Raw genomic sequence first — 20,325 nt, forward strand, 5'->3', positions numbered from 1 at the left:
GAAAGTCGCGGAATGAATGAGTGTGGTCTTTGCGGCACGTCGCTGCGTGGCTTCAATGTCCGAGCGCATTCGGCGGCATCGGCTCACCTGTGCCCTGACGACGTTCTCGGTCGGATCTCCGGTAAGCGCGATAGTTCGTCAAAGTCTAGGAGCTACTCGCGAGCATGTTGTTGCTCGGGATCCGTGAAGCACCTTCATATTCCCAATGAATGCCACAACCGCCGTTGACATCAATTTCCGTGATTGCGTGACCACTCTTGCGACAGAGCGTTCGCCTGGGCGAGGCAGCACGGCTGAAGCAATCGCTGTGCGCTGCGATTGTCCGACAAGCTATTTGCGTCTCGGGAATAAACGGTCAGTAAATTGATAAATCTAGAAAAGGATACTTTCAACGCTCGCCTGCACAACAAGCACGACGAATAGGCCAACCACCAGAAAGGGTCCGAACGGGATCGACGTTCGGGCGGTGATGCCTTGCCCGACAAGATGGAGACAGAGGACAACGGACAGCGCCGCGACGCTTGCGGAAAGCAACAGAAGCGGAAGGTCGATTAGTCCAGTCCAAAGCGTAGCGGCGCCCAGAAACTTGACGTCACCAAGGCCGAGCCCCTGTATGCTGCGCCAACGGAAGTAGAATTCTCTCAGCAGCAGGAGCAGGGCAGCTATTATTAGGCCTTGGCTGCCCGCGATCAGTGGACCAAGAGCCCCCTCCATCGCAAACGTCCTCGCAAGTCCCAGCGCCGCAATCGAGCCGTTGATCCAATCAGGGATGATGCCATGGCGGAGATCCGTCCAGATCAGCCAGCCACACGCAAATAGCAGCAGCGTATAGCAAATCGTGTTGGTCAAATTTGTCATGAAGGGTCCGGCATGACGACGACACGGAGCGCCGGCTCACAATGCGGACGAGGGGTGGCAAGCGGCCGCCCAGCTTCCCAGCGTCGGGGAGCGCGCGCGTTGCCATGGGGAATCGGTTCGGCCGAACTTAGAGTGCCAGGAGAGTGTAATTGGGATGCACATGGGCAGGCGAAGAGCTTAGCCGGGTCGTAATGGGCATGCAATCAGTCTGAGGCGCACACTGCTTGCACTGTCGGCGAAGGCTGGGTGACGGTATCCCGCGCGCAGCAGCGGCGTCGGAATGCGTAACGCCTTTGCGAGCAGCAACCCGAGCAAAGGAATTATCAGGCGTCCATTTTCGGCTCCTTTGCGTTGGAGGCGGAAGGCGGTTTCGCCACATACAAGCAAGCTAACTGCAGGTCCGGCCGCATGGTTTGACCGAACACGGGGCAGTCCGAACGAGGATTTCGACATCAGCGACACATTCACTCGACCGCTTTGCAGGCCTTGGGCCGCGGCGGAAGGGAATAGTTTCGTGTCGATTGAGTGCCCCTCGACAACAACGGCGATCCAGGCGCCCGGAGTGCCGCATTGCAATTTTCATCCTCTTCCCCGCTAGCGTCGCGTCTGGAGATTGTAGCGCTGGCAGGGCGATCTGCGGGGATCATCTATTGAACGCACGCGCATTTACAACGAGGTCCTGACGCTAGGTCCCGTGTGGATGCCCCCGGCCACACGCAGAATATGCCGCAGTGAAAGTATGATCCGCGTCGCTCCGGCAACGCCAGCAGCCGTCCGAGTTCGAGTAGTTTTTTGATCGGGCCTGCTCTCATGCGAACGGTGCTGTTGAACCAGCAGCAATCCGATGCGGCTGAGTGGGACGAAGCTGACCACAGCTGCCCGCCCGGCCATTACAAAGCGCCCGCTGGCGTTTGATTGCTTGCAGCGCTGGTCGCAACCCACCGTGAGCGCCGGCCCGTTTCGAACGATCCAACTCGAGCACAAACCTAGCTATTTGCGTGAATTTAACATGGCGCCATGACCGGTGTGGTTCTCTATTGAGACAGACCCAATGGCGCCGGATCCCCACCGCCGGCTCCCGGTCCTTCAATTCGGTGCGCTCAGCCGCGGCGGTTGCACAGTATCTGAATAGTCGCGATTTCGTCGCTGACTCTTCAACGAATTGTCGGTCACTAGCCGTGCCGATTGTCAGGGTTAGGCCAATATCGAGCTGCGACGCCACCCAGATGCTGCGAAGCGCGAGTAATGTTGTAATTTCGATTTGGCACGCCGCTTGCTCTGTTCGCGCGACCACAACAATTCTCGCAGAGGACATCATCTTCAGGCGGAGCGACGGCTAGTCACCGCTGAACGACGGGTTGTCCGGCAACTACTGTGACCTCGCTAGCGCGGTTGCGTCATCAACATGCTCATACGTCGGCGAAAAGGAGTGGACATGACAGGAATGAGATGCTCAAGGATAATTCTAACTGCTCTAGCCATGTTGCTGGTGGGCAGTCCCTGTACTTATGCACAGTCCTCAAGGCTTTGGATTGTCACGGGCAACAACGTGGCAGATGCCGCGCAGCGGTCTCTTGCGAGCCGACAATCAGTTGCGGACGATCTTGTTGTTCCCACCTTTCAAGTGATCAACGGCATGTCGGTTGCTGACATCGCTGAAAGCGACCTAGACAGATTTTCTAATTGGATGCACCGCGCATGCCCGCGCTGCGGCGGCTTCACTGTCCACACCTCGCGCGAGGCGGCCCTTAAGGAGGCGGACAACCCAGCATATAAGCCCGGATTTCGCTACTTAGCTCCCCTTCCGGAGGCGCTTGATCAGCAGAGTACCGTTGGCCGCGCCCTTGACCGGGTTAAGGGCGATAAGATCGTCAGCACGATCACAATGCTCCAAGGTTTCGGGACGCGACACTACCAAACGTCTAAAGGGCAAGAAGCGGCTGAGTTTGTTCGTAGAGAATGGCAGAGCATGGGACAGGAGCGTCCAGACTTCACCGTCGCGTTATTTTCGCATCACGACTGGCTTCAGAATTCGGTTATCGGAACAATCCGAGGCGCGTCCCACTCGGATGAAGTGGTGGTGATTGGCGCGCATATCGACTCTATTCATTGGAAGAATAGAGAGAACCCCAAAGAGAATGCACCTGGTGCTGACGACGACGCATCCGGAGTCGCAGTCGTCACAGAGGCGCTTCGTGTGCTGATGGAAACAGGGTTCAAACCGCAGCGGACTATTAAGTTTATGGCCTACTCGGCAGAAGAGGTGGGGCTTCGAGGTTCCGCAGAAATCGCGGCCAAGTACGCGGCCGAAAGCAAAAGCGAAGGCGGACAAAAGGTAATTGCGGCCTTGCAGTTTGACATGACCGGCTTCAATCCCGGCAAGGACGCCCGGGACATCTACCTGGTGAACGATCACGCCAGCGCCGAACTAAATGGCTTTCTCACTAAGCTCCTAAAGGAATACAACCATTCTGGTGCTCATGCGATTACGCACGCTGAAACTAAGGGCTGCTACGCATGCTCTGATCATGTCTCGTGGACGAGTAATGGCATCCGCGCAGCCTGGCCGTTCGAGTCTCCGCGCGAGCAGAGCAATCCATACATTCACACGTCGGAGGACTTGGTCTCCAAGTTGGATCCGGCGAAAGCCGCCCGCTTCGCCAAGCTCGCAGTTGAGTTTCTGATCGAAACAGCAAAAGGCGTCGATGGTCGCGAAAGCTATCGCAACTGATTATGGGAGAGATGACATTGAGTATGCAGGTTCAGAATGTGGTTCACGGCCGGGAAAGCTTGCTGCCATCGCAGTGGATCAGCATCGAATCATCGCTGATGCGCTCGTACCAATCTCAACTCAGCCACATGAACGGGAGAAGCTCAGTTGTCGCGGCGTTGCTGGCTGACGGTTGCGCGGCGGCAGCGAAACGCCTGCGCAATTCAGGTGCAAAGTGGAGGTTGTCCGACAATCGGTGCTTCGTCAGGGCAGGTGTCTCACAACCAATCACGTCCGGCGGCTCGGAGCGGGGAGCAATGTCTCCTCATCAGACGACGCTCTGCAAAGCGGTAGAGCTCATTCAGCACGCAGTGATGACGTGGAGAAGCTCCACGCGGTCGGGCAATTGACGTTCGAGCGAGAGTTCGTAAGTGACGGCTGGAAGATGAGCGCGCCGGGTAGCCGAGGATTGCTTCAGTGCGCCATGCGAGTCTGTCCATCCGCCGGCAATGCCAACTGCAGCACGCGCGCTTACAAAGAACCTGCAAAGCGAACATTTTCGATGTGGCGTGATCGTGGTTCCACAGCAGATCAGTTGGGTGGATCAGGTGGCAGCAATTACGTCCACTACGTTCAATGCAGCGAAACTATTAAACGAGCTTGAGGAGAGTGTCATGCGTCACAACCGTATCCATGTACTGGCGTGCTTTGTACTGAGTGCCTCGTTAGGGTCAGCTACCGCCGCCGAAATTCGTGAGGTGAATAAGGTCTTACCCCAAAACGGTCCCCTAGGTTCAGCAGCTCAAGGAATGTCACCTGAGGCCTCTGTTGCCGGATTGCTCGAGCTCGATACTGCTTCGTCTCTTAAGGCGCTGCCTAATCGTTCCGGCGCCACTCTCCGCCTTGAGCAGCAGCACAACGGAATTCCCGTGTGGGGCCAGCAGATCGTTGCTGAAAAATCTGCTGATGGCACGAGAATTGTTGCCGTAAGCGGAACTGCGGCCTACAATCTAGGTCCGGGCCTGACCGCGAAGATCACCAAACAGCAGGCGCTTCAAAAAGCTAAGGAGATTGTGCTCTCCTCTGCTCCAACGCTTCGCGCGAGCAGTTACGAAAATGAAGAGGCCGATCTCGCCTATCTCGTCCAAAAGAATGGCGGCGTGCGGCTGGTGTACCGCACGTCGTTCTATACAACTATCCAGAACGGCACCGCAGGGCCACGCCCGACACGCCCTGTGCTGTTTATCGACGCTATCACAGGCGAAACGGTGAGTTCCTATGAAAACATACAACACGCACAAAAAGGAACGGGGCCAGGCGGAAATGCCAAGACTGGACAGTACACCTATGGAAGTGAAACACTTCCGCCCTTCGAGGTGAGCGAGCAGGGCACCACCTGCCAAATGGATAGCCCAGATGTTTTCACCGAACACATGAACAACTCTGGAGAAGAAGACGCTACGAACAAGCCTTTTGAGTTTAGGTGTTACAACAACGCAGGGGATGGTACCAATGGCGCGTTCTCGCCGCTCAATGATGCCCAATTTTTCGGGAACGTTGTTGTGGACATGTATAAAGACTGGTACGGCGTCAGTCCTTTGAAGCAGAAACTGCATATGCGCGTACACTTTTCTAAGAATGTAGATAACGCATTTTGGAATGGCAGCTCAATGACGTTTGGCGATGGGGAAACGATGTTCTATCCTCTCGTCGGCTTGGATGTTGTTGCCCACGAAGTGTCGCATGGGTTCACAGCGCAGAATTCGAACCTCGAATATCGGTACCAGTCAGGTGGAATGAACGAGTCGTTTTCCGACATGGCAGGAGAAGCGGCTGAGTACTATTACTTCCAGAAGTATGGCGATGCATTCGGAAGATCGGGGGCTGACTGGAGGGTGGGGGCGGATGTTACGAAAAAAGCTGGCGCGGCCCTCCGAGATATGTGCAACCCGCCACAGGATGGCATCTCTATAGACCACGTCTCCAAATACAATGATAGATTGGACGTACACCATTCCAGTGGAATTTATAACAAGGTGTTTTGTATCTTATCCAAACGCTCTGGTTGGGATATCAGGAAGGCATTTCACGCGTTTGCTGTCGCAAATCAAGCCTACTGGACGATGAACGCCACGTTTCAAACTGGAGCCGAAGGGGTGCTCCGCGCAGCGCATAAGCTGAAGTATCAAACCAAAGATGTCGTCTTTGCATTTGATCACGTAGGGATCAGTTGCACTGTGGCTGCAGCTCAGGGCGCCGGGAAGGTGCTTGAAGACATAGCGCTTTGGGACTGTGTCTCTGGGCAGGCCGCTGCCGGCTCGGTCAACTGACGGCGTATGGCCTCCTAGCGCGTGATTGTCTGGGGCTGAATCGATTGGGATTCCCGAATCAGGCGGGTTCTGATTGAAGATGCTGATTGGGCTGGAGGCCAGCATCCCATGGGACGAGCCTATTCGCTTGATTTGCGCGAGCGGGTGATTGCTGCGGTGGCGGCTGGGGAGAGCTGCCGATCAGTGGCGGCAACCTTTAAGGTCAGCGTTGCCAGCGTAGGGAAATGGTCGCACGGTTTCCTGCGACTGGAAGCGCCGCGGCCCAGCCGACGGGCGGTAATCGTCCCTACGTGCTGTCTTGCGAGCGGGACTGGCTTCGTAAGCACTCGGTGAGAATCGCGGCAGGACCACTCAGGCGGCCTGATCGACGCGCCGGATCGTGTCGCGCCAATTCCACGGCAGGAGTTCGTCGAGCCGGTGGGCGGGATGCTCTGCGATGCGGTGCAGAACGTCAGACAACCAGGCTTGCGGGTCAATGTCATTCATCTTGGCGGTTTATGCCGCCCGCCGAACTATGCGGAACGGGTTTGGTATGGCTCGCCGTTGTCACGCTGGCACCGTCGATCGCGTGCAGGGCATCCCATTCCATTCGGCATAGTCTGGTCGTTCAGAGCGCCTCCAGAAAGGCGAGCAGGCGGTCGTTCGGCTGGAAGCGGGTTCGCTTGCCGCGCTCGTACGGCTTGAGCTTCGCCAGGGCAGCTTCCTGAGGGCGAGGTGGGCGTGCAGGTACGTCTGCGTCGTCTCGACCGATTCATGACCGAGCCACAGCGCGATCACGGAGCAGTCGACACCGGCCTGCAGCAGTTCCATCGCAGCGCTGTGCCTCAGCACGTGCGGTGACACGCTCTTGGCCTTCAAAGACGGGCAACTCTTGGTAAGCCCCCGGTAGGCTTTCAATTACCCACATTTCCAGCCGTTGCGATTTCGGCGCCAAGTTCGATCTGTGAGTCTTGAGAGGCCGCGCCAGACGACAACATTTCCAGGCGGCGGATCGCCCGCCCTGGCCAGGTAGCCACCCAATCGTGCAAGCTTGGTGAGATAAAATGCAAGGGTTCCATGGCGACATCGTCGATGGCTGGCGCCGCTGATGAGTCGATCGAGCAATGCGATCTCGGTATTCGTCAATGCGAGCTTCGGTGGCGCGTCCGGGGCGATGCGATTGAGCATGGTGAGCCAGAGGACGCGCCAGCTGAGAATGCAGAAGACCGCCATTAGATTGGCAAGTCGCTCCGCGGTCCGGAGTTTTGAGTCTTCCGCCTTGCAGCCCGATTTCAGGATCTTGTGGAATACCTCGATCTTCCACCGCATGGCGTACCAGTTGATCTTCTCGATTGCTTCGGAGCGACTGCGGACGGCTAGGTCCGTGATGAGCTTCCACTCAATTGGTTTACGGCCCTTTGGCGTACCGCGCTCGGTGGCATGGATTATCGTCAGGTCGAGGGCCGGATAGCGTTTCTGCTTCCCGATGGGAGGTAAGACCACGATCCGCTTGAACTTGATTTCCAGCGCGGCCTTCGTCGCCTCTCCCTTGTCGTTTCGCACGTCAATGTAATGCAAGCCTTTGACGCTGGTCTCTCCCATCTCGGTTGCGATCGTATGACCGCCATCGCCTGCCAGGCGATCGACGCAGGCGCGGACAAGGAAGTGGGCGCCAAGCTCCTGCGTCAGGCAATATAATTCGTAGATGTCGCTTTCGCGGTCGCCGATATGAATGCAACGCGCCGGCTGTCCGAGCCGCTCGATCGATTGCCTGAGATTGTCGAGCCAGCGAACGCTTTCCTTCTTCTCAATCGGAACGCAGGTCGGGTTGATCTTCTTCTTGAGCTGCGCCGTGCCTTTGAACTTCTTCCGTGTCCAGAACTTCACCGCCGCCAATCCCAGCGGTAGGCCCTCGACAGTCACGGCGAGACTAGAATGCATCAGCATTCCGCAGACCGTGTGATGGCGCCAACGGCCGTCCTTGTCCCGGCGGCTGTTGACGCTCTTTGTCAGGCCAATAGCGCTCGTGTTCGCGCGCTGGTAGGAGAATTCCGTCGTGTCCTGAATAAGGAGGATCGGGCCTCTACAATCATCGTAACGCGCGCGCGTGGCGGCGAAGTGACCGCTGAGGATGTCGGCTTCCTCCACGCGATCGTTGGAGAAGAAGCGGTAGGCCGCTTTCGTGTTCGCCCAGTCCTGGCAGGCGAACGGTATGCTCCCGCCCATGCCGTCACCAATTTGCTTCAACAGCTCGCTAAATCGTTGACCAAGACGGGCATCCTTGAACGCTGTCTTGTCGATCTCGCGCTCCGTCCAATGTTCGACGGCACTTTCATCACCATCATCCGGGCCGGCCGACCAACGACACGTCGTTCCGCTTGAACACATCAAGGCACCTCGCCGTCGCGATTCAGGTGCCCGACAATGAATCACAAGCGATTCATCCGATTCAAGATTTTTCGATCAGGACTACCGCAATCGAATCAAGCATTTGTGGGTAATTGAAAGACTCGCCGGATGGATACCCGTATCTCCTGCGCCATGTGATGGACCGACCGAATCAAGTGTGGGCGGCCGATATCACCTATGTGCCGATCGGCCAGGGCTTTCTGTATCTGGTGGCGATCATCTGATTGGGCGAGCCGTGCGGTGCTGGCCTTGCGCCTGTCGAACAGGACGGACACATCGTTCTTGTGTCAGCGCTCGAAGTGGCCTTGGCGCGCTTCGGCCGGCCTGAGATCTTCAATCGACCAGGGCAGCCAGTTCACCAGCGCCGCCTTCACCGGCCCGCTGGCCGCCACCGGCGTCAGGATCTCGATAGACGGTCGCGGGCGCTGGATGGACAACATGTTCATCGAGCAGCTGTGGCGCAGCGTCAAATACGAGGAGGTCTATCTGCGCGCCTACGACACGGTGTCCGATGCCCGCGCCTCTTCGGCCGATATCTCGACTTTTACAATAGCCGGCGTCCTCACTCGAGCCCTGACGGCGGCACTCCGGATCAAGCCTACTTCAATTCGCTGCCGCTCCGCATGGCAGCCTAACCACGGCAGACGCTCCACCTATCCACGCGGAAATTCTGTTCAAACAACCGGGGCCAGCTCTCTTAAACTCTTACCTCTGATGAGCCAGAGCCTCCCTTCTCGAAAAGCCTGATCAGTCTCAAATTATCTGACGACGGACAGATTCCGAACTCTGTCCAACGACTGGCAGGAGAAAATGCCGATCTCGCCTTTTGTGTTGCCCATCATCACGTCGGCGGAGAAGGCGCATACACGCAGTGACGGAGCTCGCTCGCTCCCCTGACAAGGGAGGAACAACTTGAAGCAGTTTGGTCTACCTCCTCGTGAACAAGTCACGCCCCGTCATTTTGTGAAACTGCCAGTCCGATCCCACGTAATATAGTGTCCAACCAGCTGGAATCTTATTAGCAGCTTCACGACCGTTCCAAATCGTAATTGTTTTGCAGTCTGGGGCCGCGGGTGCCGTCCAATTGACGTAGAAATCTATTCTGTTTGCGGTGACGACACCTGCGACAGGGTAAGGCAGTCCCCGGCACGAAAATCCAGTCGCGTTGTTGACATACGTCCCCGCGAAATTTCCTGTTGACGGGTCTAGCGTCTGGATCAAGAGAAGCGAGCCCCTTTGATTCACCCATGTGGAGGGGACGGGCAACTGCGCGTGAGCAGATACCGATATGACGGTAAAGAGCAGAAGCACAAACAAGCGTGTCATGGTATTCCCCTAGGCGTTAGGCAACTGCACAAAGGCTGCCGGATATAGGTTCGCTCTGACGATACGGCCATGCGATTCGCTTCCACACTTAACCCAGAAGTGCACCTCGCCCACGAAAAGTTCTCGCTTCGTAGCTCGCCGGATTTCTGGAGGTGGATTTGCCGACGGCCTCATTTTTCTCGAGCGACGGTGGGTGCCCACCTCTTGAGAATGCTCAAAGAGCGAACGACGCAGCGGGTCACAGCGTCTTTAGGTATTCGAGCAGCGCCTTTTTGTCTTGTTCGCTCAAATTCGTCCCGTACTCGTGGCCGCATCGGCTGTTTCCAGAATTGATGTCATTACAATCCGTGAGGGATAGTGAGTCACTTTGAGGCTCCTGGGTGGCGGCAAGACCAACGTTTTCGATGTCGTACTTCCTTCCAATGCTAAACTGCGATTTGCGCTGCCCGGATGGTTTGAGCAATTCCGCCAGGGTAGGAACCGAGCCGTTATGAAGATAAGGTGCGGCGGCCCAGATGCCCTGCAGAACGCGGGCCTCGTAGGCGCCCCATGGAGGGAGTCGACTGCGCGATGCTTTCTCTGTCCCCTTGCGTTTGGCTTTTTTGATTTCTTCCGAAGTGCTGACAGCGTCGAACGCCGTTACCAGATCCTGCAGAGTCGGCGGTAGTCTTACTAACCCCAGAGACTCCGGGGTCTCCGACGACCCCGGATCTGGCGCCGTCGCGACCCGTGCGTTGGTGGAAGGGGCGCCATCGGCCAGCAGGTGGTCTGCGATCGAACCAATCACCGAGGTCGCGAGAATGTTAAGAACCTGATCCTTCTCCTTAAGAGGAGCGGTCGAGAAGGGAATGTACGCTCCATTCAGCACGCCCGTCTTGGCTTTCCAGGCGAGGACATCGTACTCACGTGTATCAGTACCGACGTTCTGGACCACGGTTCTCCATGTTTTGATGAATGGAAAGCGCTGCTCGCCGTCTTCAATCCCATGACAACCGCTGCATCCCCCTTCATCGGAACCTCTTTCGAAAATCATCTTACCCCGGATGGCTAAGGCAGCGTCAATCTTCCAGGGCCATTTCGGAGGGCCGATTCGCTTCACGAGGCTTTCAAGCTCGCTAAGGCCGTCGAAATTGGTGGAATTGCCATTGAGGAAATTGATGACCGCTCCCTGACGCCTGGGCTCGAACGTAGCGAAGACCCCTAGAACCTCGCCAACGTTCCGGGCCAACCCCAAGATGTCACTTCCGTTCTTTGCAAATCCCGGCCATTGCGTCTTGTCCTGCCGCGGCGCATTCCAAAGGAATGGGTATCTTACGGGAGCGTCAGCCGTTTTTATGTTTTCCGGGATCATGAAATCGGGGGGCGGACCGATGTCCAGTCCGGATAAGCGGTTGAAGATCATCCCCACAGCATCCAGACGGCCTACTCCCCAGCCGCTTTTGGGCAGGGCTCGCACCACAAGCGTGTGAAACCGCAAGTACCACCTGTCTACCTGCCGGCGAAGATCCTCAAGATCGGCCGTATCGGGATTTGCGGAGTGCAGAACAGCTGCAGCAAACGGAGCAAACGAGTCATCGCTAGCAAGCACATCGCCGACAGCTCTGTCCAAATCACCAAGTAGCGTGTAGAAGTCCACGAGTCCGGGACCGCCATCGACACGATACATATTGCCGTCGACTTCGATCTGGCGCGTATGACATGCTGAGCAGGTCATTCCGACAGTTTGGAAACCTTCAGGACCGGAGGCATGAAAGCCGATGGGAAGGCTGGCCTTGTTGCCGGGATTGGGGAGATAGCCGTACCGCGACAAACCATCGGCGAGAAACGGTTGTCCGTTCCTTTGCTTTAGCGCCTGCATCCAAGACAGCGCGATCAAACGCGAGCCCTGATCGCGCACATAGAAGTCCGCTCTCGCCGTCGCGGTCCAATCTGGACCTTGGTCAACGTAAAATGGAATGGCGTCCGCGCCGCGTGCGCTCGATCTTGTCGTGGCAGCAACGGTTAAGCCGATCAGAAAGAGAACACGAAGCATCGTATGGCCCACCGTCTTGCAAAGTCGCCCGAAGAGTTGCTCGCGGTCCTAAGGTCCTCTCGCCGTTGCGGCAAGTTGATCTCAGTCCTTTACCCTGGCCTCAGAATACAGGTCGCCTGATGATGTGACATTAAAGGTCTCAGACCCACTAAGTTCAACCTACCAAGTTTTGTAGTGCCGGCTGCCTCTGCATCGCCCGCCGCCTCATCCTTCGCGACGCCGCTGACGAACGAGGCGACCAGACTAGCGCGGGCGCGCTCGATCCAGGTCATGAGACCCGCCTCGATCTTGCGGCGGATCATCAGGTAGAATTCGGCAATGATCTCGCGGCCTCGACCAAGGTAGGCACGCCAGCCTCGATACCGCGACCGTGAGGGTCTCCGCTTTGGTGAGCGAGACCCGCCCGATTGTCATTAGGCGCGCGATCTGGCCGACGGAATCCTCTGCAGGTTTTGTGTGTCGGTCTTTTCCGCTCGTCGTCTGCGGGTCGCCCACTCGCTGATGACGCGGAGCGAGCCTCGAAAGCCACGCGCTGTTAAGCGGCGCCAAAGTGCAGCTCCATTGCGGCGGTCGCACCCCATTGATCGTCGAGCCATGGCAAGTGCAGATCGAAAGAACTTTGCCGGGTTCGGAAGACGTCGTGACGTTCGCCACGAACCACCTGTCGCACCAGCTTCCTGCTGGCCGTCTGATGCACGATCTGCTTGATAGGCATGCCGTTCTTCGACAGAGCCAATATGTGTGAATCGGCGCGGGGGTCTGACGCCGATCGGCTCCGGGGTCATTCTTCCTGCACCTGCAAATTAAGACGTTAGCCCACGAGATGGACTGATTGAGGGGCACATTTCGATCAGCATTCACAGTCTACTTGAGGCAAATCAAAGACGCGACGCAGTACTGAAACGTACGCATTCGAAGCGCAGATTGTAAAAAGTGAAAGTGACAATTGAGTAACCGGTTCTACTTCAAAGGGGTTGAATCGAGCGTGGCATCAGATTGTAAGGACACGAGAGAACGCCGGCGACGAGACCTTCAGAATGACAAACGCATTTCTCGCTCCGCATCTTGCGGAGTCCATCGCGGGCCACATTGTAGAATTCGTGTCAGGAAGAGCCAAGCCGCGCTCCGGGCGATCGCATTCGTTTTCGCGTCTATATTGGTCGCGCTGCCGCGCGCCGCACAAGCTGGGTCCCCGGGCGAGAGAAGGAATTGGTCGTTCAGTAAGAAATCAAATGGCACCTACGCAGTCGCGGTCAAAAAGTCATCTTTCCGATCTGGGACACTCGGATCGGCGCCGACATGGTTTTGGCGCGGGAGCCTACCACAGCATGGGAATTGTGGGCTGAGAAGGCCGCTAATGCCGGCAGCGTGCCGCAATCCTCCGGCACCGCCTGGGCTGCAGCCACCGCTCCCGGCGCGGGCTCCATCTGCGATAAAACCGTAGTGGGCGCGCGCTTCGATTCGGGCGAGCAGAGTAGCAAGATCAGTATCTCCATCATCAAGTCGGTGCCGTTGCGGAGGGATGATTTGCTCGCTCTGCAGATCGACTCCGATGTCTTTAAGGTTCACATGCCGCTTTTCGGGCTAATGCCGCATGTGATTCGGCACTATGAGTTCCATCACTCTGCCAAAGTCACATCACCGGGATCGGCACGAGCTTTGTCATTGGCGAGACCATGTCGGCTAGGGACAACAAACCGTTGCGCTGCTTTGGGGCCGAGCAGACGCTGTCCAACGGTATTACCATCTCCGGCGCCATCCGGGAGACTGCGCAAGGCAGCATCAACATGAGTCTGACAGCAGGATTCAAGAAAAGCTGGTGAGTGCCGATGAGTTCCTGCCGCAGCTGCTAGGCAAGCGCGGCACCTTCAAGTGATGCCTCGCGAGGAGGGCGGCGGCGCGCGGACCGTTTTGCAGGAAGGACACGCTGCCGCACATTCACCGGCTAGATTGGCTCAGCCATAATCGCGTGTTGTTTGTAGAGAGTGGATGCAAGCTTGCGGGGTTGAGCCGTAACCCATTCTGTTCCAATTCGCAGGAAGCATGCTTAAAACATAACTGGCACTGAACCCGGATCTGCCGTTCGGGGTCGCCGGGCAGGTAGTAGTTGTCGAGCAGAATGCGGTCCTTGAAGGTCTGGGGCCAGCGCTCGACCCTGGGTCTGGGGATGATACTGAAGTAGACCCGTGTGTGTGCTCTGCGCTCGAAGAGGCTTTGGCGCGCTCCGGGCGACCTCAGATCTTCAATACGGACCAGGGCAGCCAGTTCAGCAGGGCCGCCTTTACCGGCACGCTGGCCACCACCGGCGTCAGGATCTCGATGGACGGTCGCGACCGCTGGAAGGACAACGTGCTCATCGAGCGGCTGTGGCGCCCGCTCAAATACGAGGGTATCTATCTCAAGGGTTATTCGGATGGCCACCACGCCAAAGCCGGAATCGCGCGATGGATTGCGCATCAGAACGCCCATCTGGCCCTGCCGTTGATCCCGTTGACGCGAAAACGCGACTCGCCCATCTCGCCTCGAGAGACTGTCATAGGTAATTTCATGCCGGGTGAAAAACTCCTCGCGGAGTATTTCATCCGAAGGTCGTTCGGTTATTTTTCTACCTGTGTCTTCCAGCTTTGGCCTTCGGTGTTGCAGCACGAGGTGGGCCGGCCAACTCCTGTGTGCGAATCCGCCAGACTGTACGAACAGTCAACGAGCCCGCCGTCCCAGCCCAGGTCCCTCTGATGGATAGGCCCGGTGAAAGCTCCGACCAACGACGATGCAGAGAGGATCATTGAGGACGCGCGCAGAAGGCTGGTCCTGAAATCGCGCCGACACGGGTCATCACGCGGACCTTGAAATGCCGTGCAAGCGCGTCCCCTGACGACTACCAGCCCCCGTTGTTAGTCTTGAGACAAATGTTGATAACTTGATCAGAGCGACGACAATATCGTCGGCGACAGTCATGCGGGCCTGCAGAAACAACGTGTTTGTCGAGCGGCTCTGGTGCACGGTCAAATACGAAGAAGTTTATCTCCGCGCCTACGACAGCGTATCCGAGGCGCGAGCATCAATTGCCAAGTATCTGGCCTTCTACAATCTGGGACGACCTCACTCGAGCCTTGACGGGCGCACGCCCGACGAGGCTTACTTCGGCACGTGGTCGGGCTACGCCCTCCCGACGCAACGACAATATCGTAAAGCCCCCAGCTGGAACGATTCAAACTCAACCCGCTCCAGCAAATGCCGAAACTAAACACCTAGTACCGCGCCCAACCACGTAGGCACGCGCTCGGCTCGGCGAGCCAAGGGGGCGCCGGAAAATGGCGCCGAACTAATCGATGTATTCAGTGGTTCCGATCGCAAATCCGCCCATCGCAAGCGAGAAGAGGATAATGCCCCGTGAAGGGGCGCGGCGGCGACGGTCGATTTCGCGTGGTCGAGGTCGTCAGGTTTCTAGCGTTGCAACTCTCTAGTCGTCCCTTAAGAAGCCGGTTTGGGCGGGGCTGGACAGGCGAGCATGCGCCATATAGCTGGAACAGGCAGAGGCACAAGAGATCTCTGAGCCAGGCAAGGATTCGGCGGAAGTTGTGGCCCACGGCCGAGAGGATGACGTTGGCGGCATCGGCATCTCCTGCGTGGCCCTTGAGGTAGCAGCGCAGCTCGCGCTTGATGATACCGAAGACGCCGCGCTTCTGGCCGGAGATAAAGACGCGACCGGGATTTTGTGCGTCGTGGCCGCGGTATCCCTTGTCGACATAGGCCCGCTCGATCGAACAGCCGGCGAGCGTTTCGGTGCCGTCAAGGCCCGCTCAATCGCTTAGAGGCTTGTTCACGGACGACTCTCTAGGCCGTCACCCAAGCTAATAATCGCCCCACATTCACGCGACTTGAGCTCAGACAGGAAAGGGCGCGCACCTGAACTGAGGTAGCTCGCGAGGTCCGCTTAGGTCGAAATCGACGGTCAAGTAACCTAGTACGTGGACCGTAAGTCGGCTTGCGTTCCGTAGGCGCTCGACTGCTTCACCGGCATCCAATGGCCAAATCCAGAGATAGCAAGCTTCGTGGCCTACCATGGCATAGCGCTGCACTATCGGACCATCGTCGAGCCTGTAGGTCACGGGAATCCTTCCCGGGCCGACATCTTTATCCAACTTCAGGATCGGCGTTGCTTCGCCCTTGATGCAGCCGACATACAGCGTCGCGCCAACGCTGCTCAGTTGAGCAACGATCGCAGTGCGTCCCGGGAGCACTTCGAAGCGGTGGATTTCCCAGCCAAACGCCGGCGACGTAATGGTGGCGCTAAGCAGAATGACCAGAGCGCGTCTATTCATTTGGTTCTTCTAGTTCCGTTACGCCATACGCTGACATATGAGTCTTCATTGTCATCGCCCTTTTCGTGTGAGGAGCAGCTATCAAAGTCCGTGCCAACTACATCAAAGAACGCTGTTCGACAGCATAGTGGAATGCCCCGCTTCGGCTTTTAGTTAGGCGCAAGCTGACAAGATGATGGAGCGCGCCATGTTGCCAGTCTTTTTCCGCGAGCTTGGCCGCGGCCCTGCTTGGTGATCCTGCCATGGTAGGCGGAACCCTCGCCAGAATGCCTTACGCTCGGGTTTAGCCCCAGGTAGCTCACCAGCCTGGTCGGATCGGCAAAGCGCCGAATGTCGCCGACGGCCGCGCCCACGCCCGAAGCCACCGTCATATCCACACCCGAGAGCGTCATCAGCCGCCGAATGATCGGACATCGCTTCACGCGCGATACCCGCCGACTTCCCTCACGAACCCGGGATTAGGTCGATCTGCGCCAGGTGCCGCTCGATTGCGGCACGCTCGTCGGCAGGGACTATCTGGGCGGCGATCCACCCGCGACCGCTGATCCCTACAAAGTTGAGGTGTGGACAGGACGGAATGAGGTGGGCGTGAAGGATCGACTGAATGAGATTGTTCAAGCGTCCCCGCTGACGCACGAGCTGCGTACGGCGCGCCACTTGGCGTTGCAGGGCCGTAGTGCGCTTATCGGGTACCCAGACCTCCGGAAGAAATCAGGTGGCGTACAACTTCGCGAGCACGGCGGCATCAATCGCATCCGTCTTGATCTTTGCGTGCGCGATCAACCGCACCTGCTTCGAGTTGGCGATGACAACGCGGCGACATACGGTGCCAGAACTTCGACAACGGCCGCGGCATTGCCGGTCGCCTCGGCGACCACGTGATCATCATGGGTGAGTTTCTTCCTGGCGAAAGCCCCCAAGCTGTCACGGGTCATGGGAATGCGGCCGAGCTTCGTTACCTCGAGCAACGCCACGGCCTCGGCCACGCGATGGATGTCCATGCCAATGATGGGCATCTTTCCCTCCATGGTTAGTGCGAAAGGGAGCTGCGGGCATTACGATTACGGATCCGCGCTCGCAGCGCATCCGGGCTAGTTGCAGGGGCGGCCATAACGACCTCGAACTCGCAGTTCATGTCAGTGCGACGGCCTGCCCGCACTTGCGTGCGGAGCCCCGATGCCCGGATCGGTCTATGCTAATGGGTCAGATCAAGTCTGGAAACCGGGACACCGGCTACATTATGCCGGACAACGCGTTCATCGAGGCCTTCAACGGCCGCTTCCGGGCCGAATGTCTCAACGCCCACTGGTTCCTGTTCCTTGCGGACGCCCAGGAAAACTGGAGACTTGGCGCTACTACAACTGCGCATCAGAACACCCATCTGGCTATGTGATTGAAGAGAAGAGATTTTGTTGAGCGGGATGCGATCCCGCGGGGTATTTTGGGTTCTGTCGCGCTCGTTCGGCGATAGATTGAGCAGCAGTTGTTATCAGCCAGGTGCGGGCGAGGATCCAAGGACCATCCGGCAGAGGATGGATGGATTCGATCTCGCCGGCTTCAGCGGCCAGTCGGAGCGTCTTGGGCGCGATCTTCAGAAGCTTTGCGGCGTTGCCAAGGTTGAGCCATGGCTCGATCCCGTCCTCGGCGGGCTTGAACACCGGGATGTGGTGGTTCGAGCGCATTGACGTGACGCGCTCGCGGGTCCAGCGATTGCCGTTACCGGTCTTGAGGCCGTTGCGATTGAGGAGGCCGGCAATCAGATCGTCGCTGGCTATCAGCACTAGTTGACGCACGGCCTGGACGATATCGGCAGAGGTGCTGTTGCGCGCGCCGGCGCTTCGGCAAGCGCAACTTGCTGCGGGCGCCCCCCACCCAATGGACCACGAGAACGATCTCCGAGGCCGCGTCGTCGATATCGGCCACGACCTCATGGATGAGGGTGCGCACAATGCGCTTCTTGAGGCGAGCATCCGTCGTCGGCGCATCCCAGACCGTTTTGAGTTTCGAGGCCAGAACGCCGAGCGAGGCTGGATCAGCAAGGGGTGCGGGCATCGCCGCATCATGCATGGTGATCTTGGCCTCAACCTCCGCCGCGTGAGCGAGCGCTCTGTTCCAGCGGGCTTCCAGCTCACTGGCCACCAGCCGGTTCGCGGGATCAGCGGCATCGTATTGCCGGAAAGCCCTGTCGGCGGCATAGCGCGCCGCTTCGAGGTCGCGACTGAGGGCATCGCGTACCTGATCGCGCCGTTCCCTGGCTCCCTGGGCGGCAGCGCTTGCGGCAACGACAGCGCCCGGACCGACGACTCCAAGCAGTGCTTCCTCGATGGCGTCATCGACGCGCAGTCCGCCGAAGGCGATGCAGTGGGCCCCACCATTGTCCATCCAGGCGCGGCTGCAGCTGTAGCGCGGGATATGGTTTTCCATGCCGGAGTACCGAAGTGTGAGCTTGCGACCGCAGCGCTTGCAGCGGATCAGACCGGCCAGCAGCGCGTCACCATGCTTGGGCGCGCCGTGATGCCGACTGGTGGGAACATTGCTGCTGATCATAGTGCGAATCGCCTCGAACTTCTCCCAGCTCACATACCCTTCGTGAGTGTTGGGCTTCAGCGTCAGCCATTCGTTCCGCGCCTTGCGGCGGATCTTCACGCTCACGCCCGTGGTGCTGTATCCCGCCGCCACAGCTGTCTTACCATAGGCATAGGCGCCGCCGTAGACCGGGTTCTCAATGATCCGGTGGATGGCAGAGTAGTTTGGTCGCCGCCAGGCCGTGTCGCCGTTGGTCTGCTTCACCGGCAGATCGAGATCGTACTCGTAGAGCCAGCAGAGCGCCTGTCGCGCGCTGCCCAGTTCCTCGACCTTGTCGAAGACCAGCTTGATCGCTTCCTGGACGCGCCGATCCGGGTCTTTCTCATAACGGTCGCCGGCCTTCACGAAGCCGACCGGCGCTGTCACAACCAACTCGCCCCGGCGCGCCTTCTCGTAGCGGGCCGAGAGCGAGCGCTGGCGCAACAGATCCAATTCGTACTCGTTGAGGCTGCCCTTGAGTCCGAGCAGCAGGCGGTCGTTGCCGTGCCTTGGCGCATAGATGGTCTCTTGATCGACCAGAACGGTATCGACCACGCCGGCACATCTCGATGAGTTGCTGCCAATCCCGGCTGTTGCGGGCGAAGCGCGAGACCTCGCGGGCGCAAACCGCACCAACCTTGCCGAGGCAGACCTCCGCCACCATTCGCTCGAATCCGGCGCGTTGTATGCCGCCGGCAGCTGAACGACCGAGATCATCATCGATCACTTCAATCTCTGACCACCCGAGTGCCGTCAGCCGGTCTCGCATGGCGTATTGCAGCGCGCTGCTCTCGCGATTGTGCAACACCTGATGGGCCGAAGACTGACGCACGTAAAGAATCGCCTTGCGCTCCAGATGATGAGGCCTGACCTTGTCAGAGATCATGATCGACCTCCTTCGCGGGCGGCGTCGCTGCCATCGCTGCATGGTCGAGGATCAACTGCATCATCAGGCTCGTGAGCGCTGCCCGCGCTTCTGCGGGCAGATCCAGCCATGTGGGCGCGCCGATGGCGCCGTTCGACAGGCCACTCCCGAACAGATCCATCTGCTGCTGCGGCCGCGGTTGTCGATTGTGTCGGTATCCGCTCGCTGGCACTGCCGTCTGCCGTGACATGAGTCTCTCCCCGATTCTGGTCGGCGCCAGAAAGCAGGGCAGCTGATGGCGTTCGATCCTTCAACGCCAGACCGAGAAGCGTAGAGAGCGCAGCAAGTGCGTGAACGCTGACAAACGGCTGAGCTGTCAAAGGCTCAGCGTCAGGGCATGCCGTCCGGTCGAACATTCACGCTGGAACTTCCAAGCAACGATCTATTCTCGATCCATCAAGAGAGCCGCGGAAAGCGACATCATCAGCCTTCTCGACCCTTCCATGAACGCAAACTCGGCGACCAAACCAGGGATGATGTCGATAAAGAACCTCGCGAAGAACGATCCTGTGGGCGTTCTTGAGCCTTGTTGTATAACGAAGAACGGCCCCATGGGGCGATCGGCAATCGACCGCCGATTTCGCTGCACAACCACGTCGGCGCAACCAGCCCGCCAACGTGACAGAGGCGCAAAACTCTAGTTCTGGGTGGTCCAAAGTTCGGTCTCGCTACAAAGACCCTGAGAGTCTAACTATCGCTGGATGAAAATTCCGTGGCAGATCATACCCCTCGCGCACCGATAGAATGGCGCGGGGGAGCAACTATCCTGAACAGCTTGTCGTCTAATCGCTGTCAACTGCCCTGGGTACCGGACCTTGTCGTCTTCGAGGTCGGAAGAATGTGCCGCCTCATCATGGCCCTCGCCAGTG

At 58.2% G+C, this 20,325-nt stretch carries 11 protein-coding genes and 10 pseudogenes; 7 read left to right on the plus strand and 14 right to left on the minus strand.

Annotation, left to right across the window (positions count from 1 at the left end; translation table 11 throughout):
- Positions 1-372: 372 nt before the first annotated feature.
- Positions 373-858 carry a prepilin peptidase gene (locus GGD62_RS38860; protein ID WP_183714311.1) on the minus strand — a complete coding sequence of 162 codons (486 nt, stop codon included), beginning with the start codon at positions 856-858 and terminating at the stop codon, positions 373-375.
- Positions 859-2,293: 1,435 nt separating this feature from the next.
- Here GGD62_RS38860 and GGD62_RS38865 point away from each other — a divergent pair.
- The 3 genes and pseudogenes from GGD62_RS38865 to GGD62_RS41990 all read left to right on the plus strand — a co-directional run.
- Entirely contained in the window at positions 2,294-3,589 is a 1,296-nt protein-coding gene (locus GGD62_RS38865; RefSeq protein ID WP_183714314.1) for a M20/M25/M40 family metallo-hydrolase, read from the plus strand.
- 548 nt (positions 3,590-4,137) lie between these two features.
- Positions 4,138-5,898 (plus strand): M4 family metallopeptidase, encoded by a 1,761-nt coding sequence (locus GGD62_RS38870; protein WP_183714317.1) that lies wholly within the window; start codon positions 4,138-4,140, stop codon positions 5,896-5,898.
- Positions 5,899-6,006: 108 nt separating this feature from the next.
- Positions 6,007-6,215: pseudogene (locus tag GGD62_RS41990) on the plus strand (IS630 transposase-related protein); the annotation flags it as partial.
- Positions 6,216-6,249: 34 nt separating this feature from the next.
- Here GGD62_RS41990 and GGD62_RS38880 read toward each other — a convergent pair.
- The 3 genes and pseudogenes from GGD62_RS38880 to GGD62_RS38890 all read right to left on the minus strand — a co-directional run.
- A pseudogene (locus GGD62_RS38880) lies at positions 6,250-6,393 on the minus strand (transposase domain-containing protein); the annotation flags it as partial.
- Between the two features lie 112 nt (positions 6,394-6,505).
- Positions 6,506-6,771 (minus strand): annotated as a pseudogene (locus GGD62_RS38885) (tyrosine-type recombinase/integrase); the annotation flags it as partial.
- A gap of 24 nt (positions 6,772-6,795) precedes the next feature.
- Positions 6,796-8,265, minus strand: coding sequence for an IS4 family transposase (locus GGD62_RS38890; RefSeq protein ID WP_183714323.1), 1,470 nt, complete (start codon positions 8,263-8,265; stop codon positions 6,796-6,798).
- Between the two features lie 134 nt (positions 8,266-8,399).
- On the opposite strand from GGD62_RS38890, the pseudogene GGD62_RS41290 reads away from it, so the two are divergent.
- Positions 8,400-8,921: pseudogene (locus tag GGD62_RS41290) on the plus strand (IS3 family transposase); the annotation flags it as partial.
- A 292-nt stretch (positions 8,922-9,213) separates the two neighbouring features.
- Here the strand turns inward: GGD62_RS41290 and GGD62_RS41995 are convergent.
- From GGD62_RS41995 to GGD62_RS38915, 3 genes are all read right to left on the minus strand, one after another.
- Positions 9,214-9,612: an avidin/streptavidin family protein gene (locus GGD62_RS41995; protein WP_183714332.1), complete on the minus strand. Its 399-nt coding sequence runs from the start codon at positions 9,610-9,612 to the stop codon at positions 9,214-9,216.
- A gap of 238 nt (positions 9,613-9,850) precedes the next feature.
- On the minus strand, positions 9,851-11,644 hold the full coding sequence (locus GGD62_RS38910; protein ID WP_183714335.1) for a di-heme-cytochrome C peroxidase: 1,794 nt from the start codon (positions 11,642-11,644) through the stop codon (positions 9,851-9,853).
- Positions 11,645-12,179: 535 nt separating this feature from the next.
- Positions 12,180-12,359: a hypothetical protein gene (locus GGD62_RS38915; RefSeq protein WP_183714338.1), complete on the minus strand. Its 180-nt coding sequence runs from the start codon at positions 12,357-12,359 to the stop codon at positions 12,180-12,182.
- Between the two features lie 1,472 nt (positions 12,360-13,831).
- On the opposite strand from GGD62_RS38915, the pseudogene GGD62_RS41295 reads away from it, so the two are divergent.
- A pseudogene (locus GGD62_RS41295) lies at positions 13,832-14,107 on the plus strand (integrase core domain-containing protein); the annotation flags it as partial.
- Positions 14,108-14,603: 496 nt separating this feature from the next.
- A pseudogene (locus GGD62_RS38925) lies at positions 14,604-14,786 on the plus strand (integrase core domain-containing protein); the annotation flags it as partial.
- Positions 14,787-15,115: 329 nt separating this feature from the next.
- Here GGD62_RS38925 and GGD62_RS38930 read toward each other — a convergent pair.
- The 3 genes and pseudogenes from GGD62_RS38930 to GGD62_RS38940 form a co-directional block, all read right to left on the minus strand.
- Positions 15,116-15,438: pseudogene (locus GGD62_RS38930) on the minus strand (IS5/IS1182 family transposase); the annotation flags it as partial.
- Positions 15,439-15,528: 90 nt separating this feature from the next.
- Entirely contained in the window at positions 15,529-15,966 is a 438-nt protein-coding gene (locus tag GGD62_RS38935; RefSeq protein ID WP_183714344.1) for a hypothetical protein, read from the minus strand.
- Between the two features lie 179 nt (positions 15,967-16,145).
- Positions 16,146-16,982: pseudogene (locus GGD62_RS38940) on the minus strand (transposase); the annotation flags it as partial.
- A gap of 230 nt (positions 16,983-17,212) precedes the next feature.
- On the opposite strand from GGD62_RS38940, the pseudogene GGD62_RS38945 reads away from it, so the two are divergent.
- Positions 17,213-17,382: pseudogene (locus tag GGD62_RS38945) on the plus strand (integrase core domain-containing protein); the annotation flags it as partial.
- On the opposite strand, the gene GGD62_RS41300 reads toward GGD62_RS38945, so the two are convergent.
- The 4 genes and pseudogenes from GGD62_RS41300 to GGD62_RS38955 form a co-directional block, all read right to left on the minus strand.
- Positions 17,352-17,747: a hypothetical protein gene (locus GGD62_RS41300; RefSeq protein WP_246800490.1), complete on the minus strand. Its 396-nt coding sequence runs from the start codon at positions 17,745-17,747 to the stop codon at positions 17,352-17,354. The pseudogene GGD62_RS38945 and the gene GGD62_RS41300 overlap by 31 nt on opposite strands.
- The gene (locus GGD62_RS41305; RefSeq protein WP_312014334.1) at positions 17,683-19,086 is read right to left on the minus strand and encodes a recombinase family protein; all 1,404 of its coding nucleotides are present in this window, start codon (positions 19,084-19,086) and stop codon (positions 17,683-17,685) included. The genes GGD62_RS41300 and GGD62_RS41305 overlap by 65 nt, the downstream gene beginning before the upstream one ends.
- 58 nt (positions 19,087-19,144) lie before the next feature.
- Positions 19,145-19,459: pseudogene (locus tag GGD62_RS41785) on the minus strand (recombinase family protein); the annotation flags it as partial.
- On the minus strand, positions 19,407-19,646 hold the full coding sequence (locus tag GGD62_RS38955; RefSeq protein ID WP_183714348.1) for a hypothetical protein: 240 nt from the start codon (positions 19,644-19,646) through the stop codon (positions 19,407-19,409). The gene GGD62_RS38955 and the pseudogene GGD62_RS41785, both read right to left, overlap by 53 nt.
- Between the last annotated feature and the right edge of the window lie 679 nt (positions 19,647-20,325).

The sequence above is a fragment of the Bradyrhizobium sp. ERR14 genome (assembly GCF_014198235.1).
GTDB lineage: Bacteria > Pseudomonadota > Alphaproteobacteria > Rhizobiales > Xanthobacteraceae > Bradyrhizobium.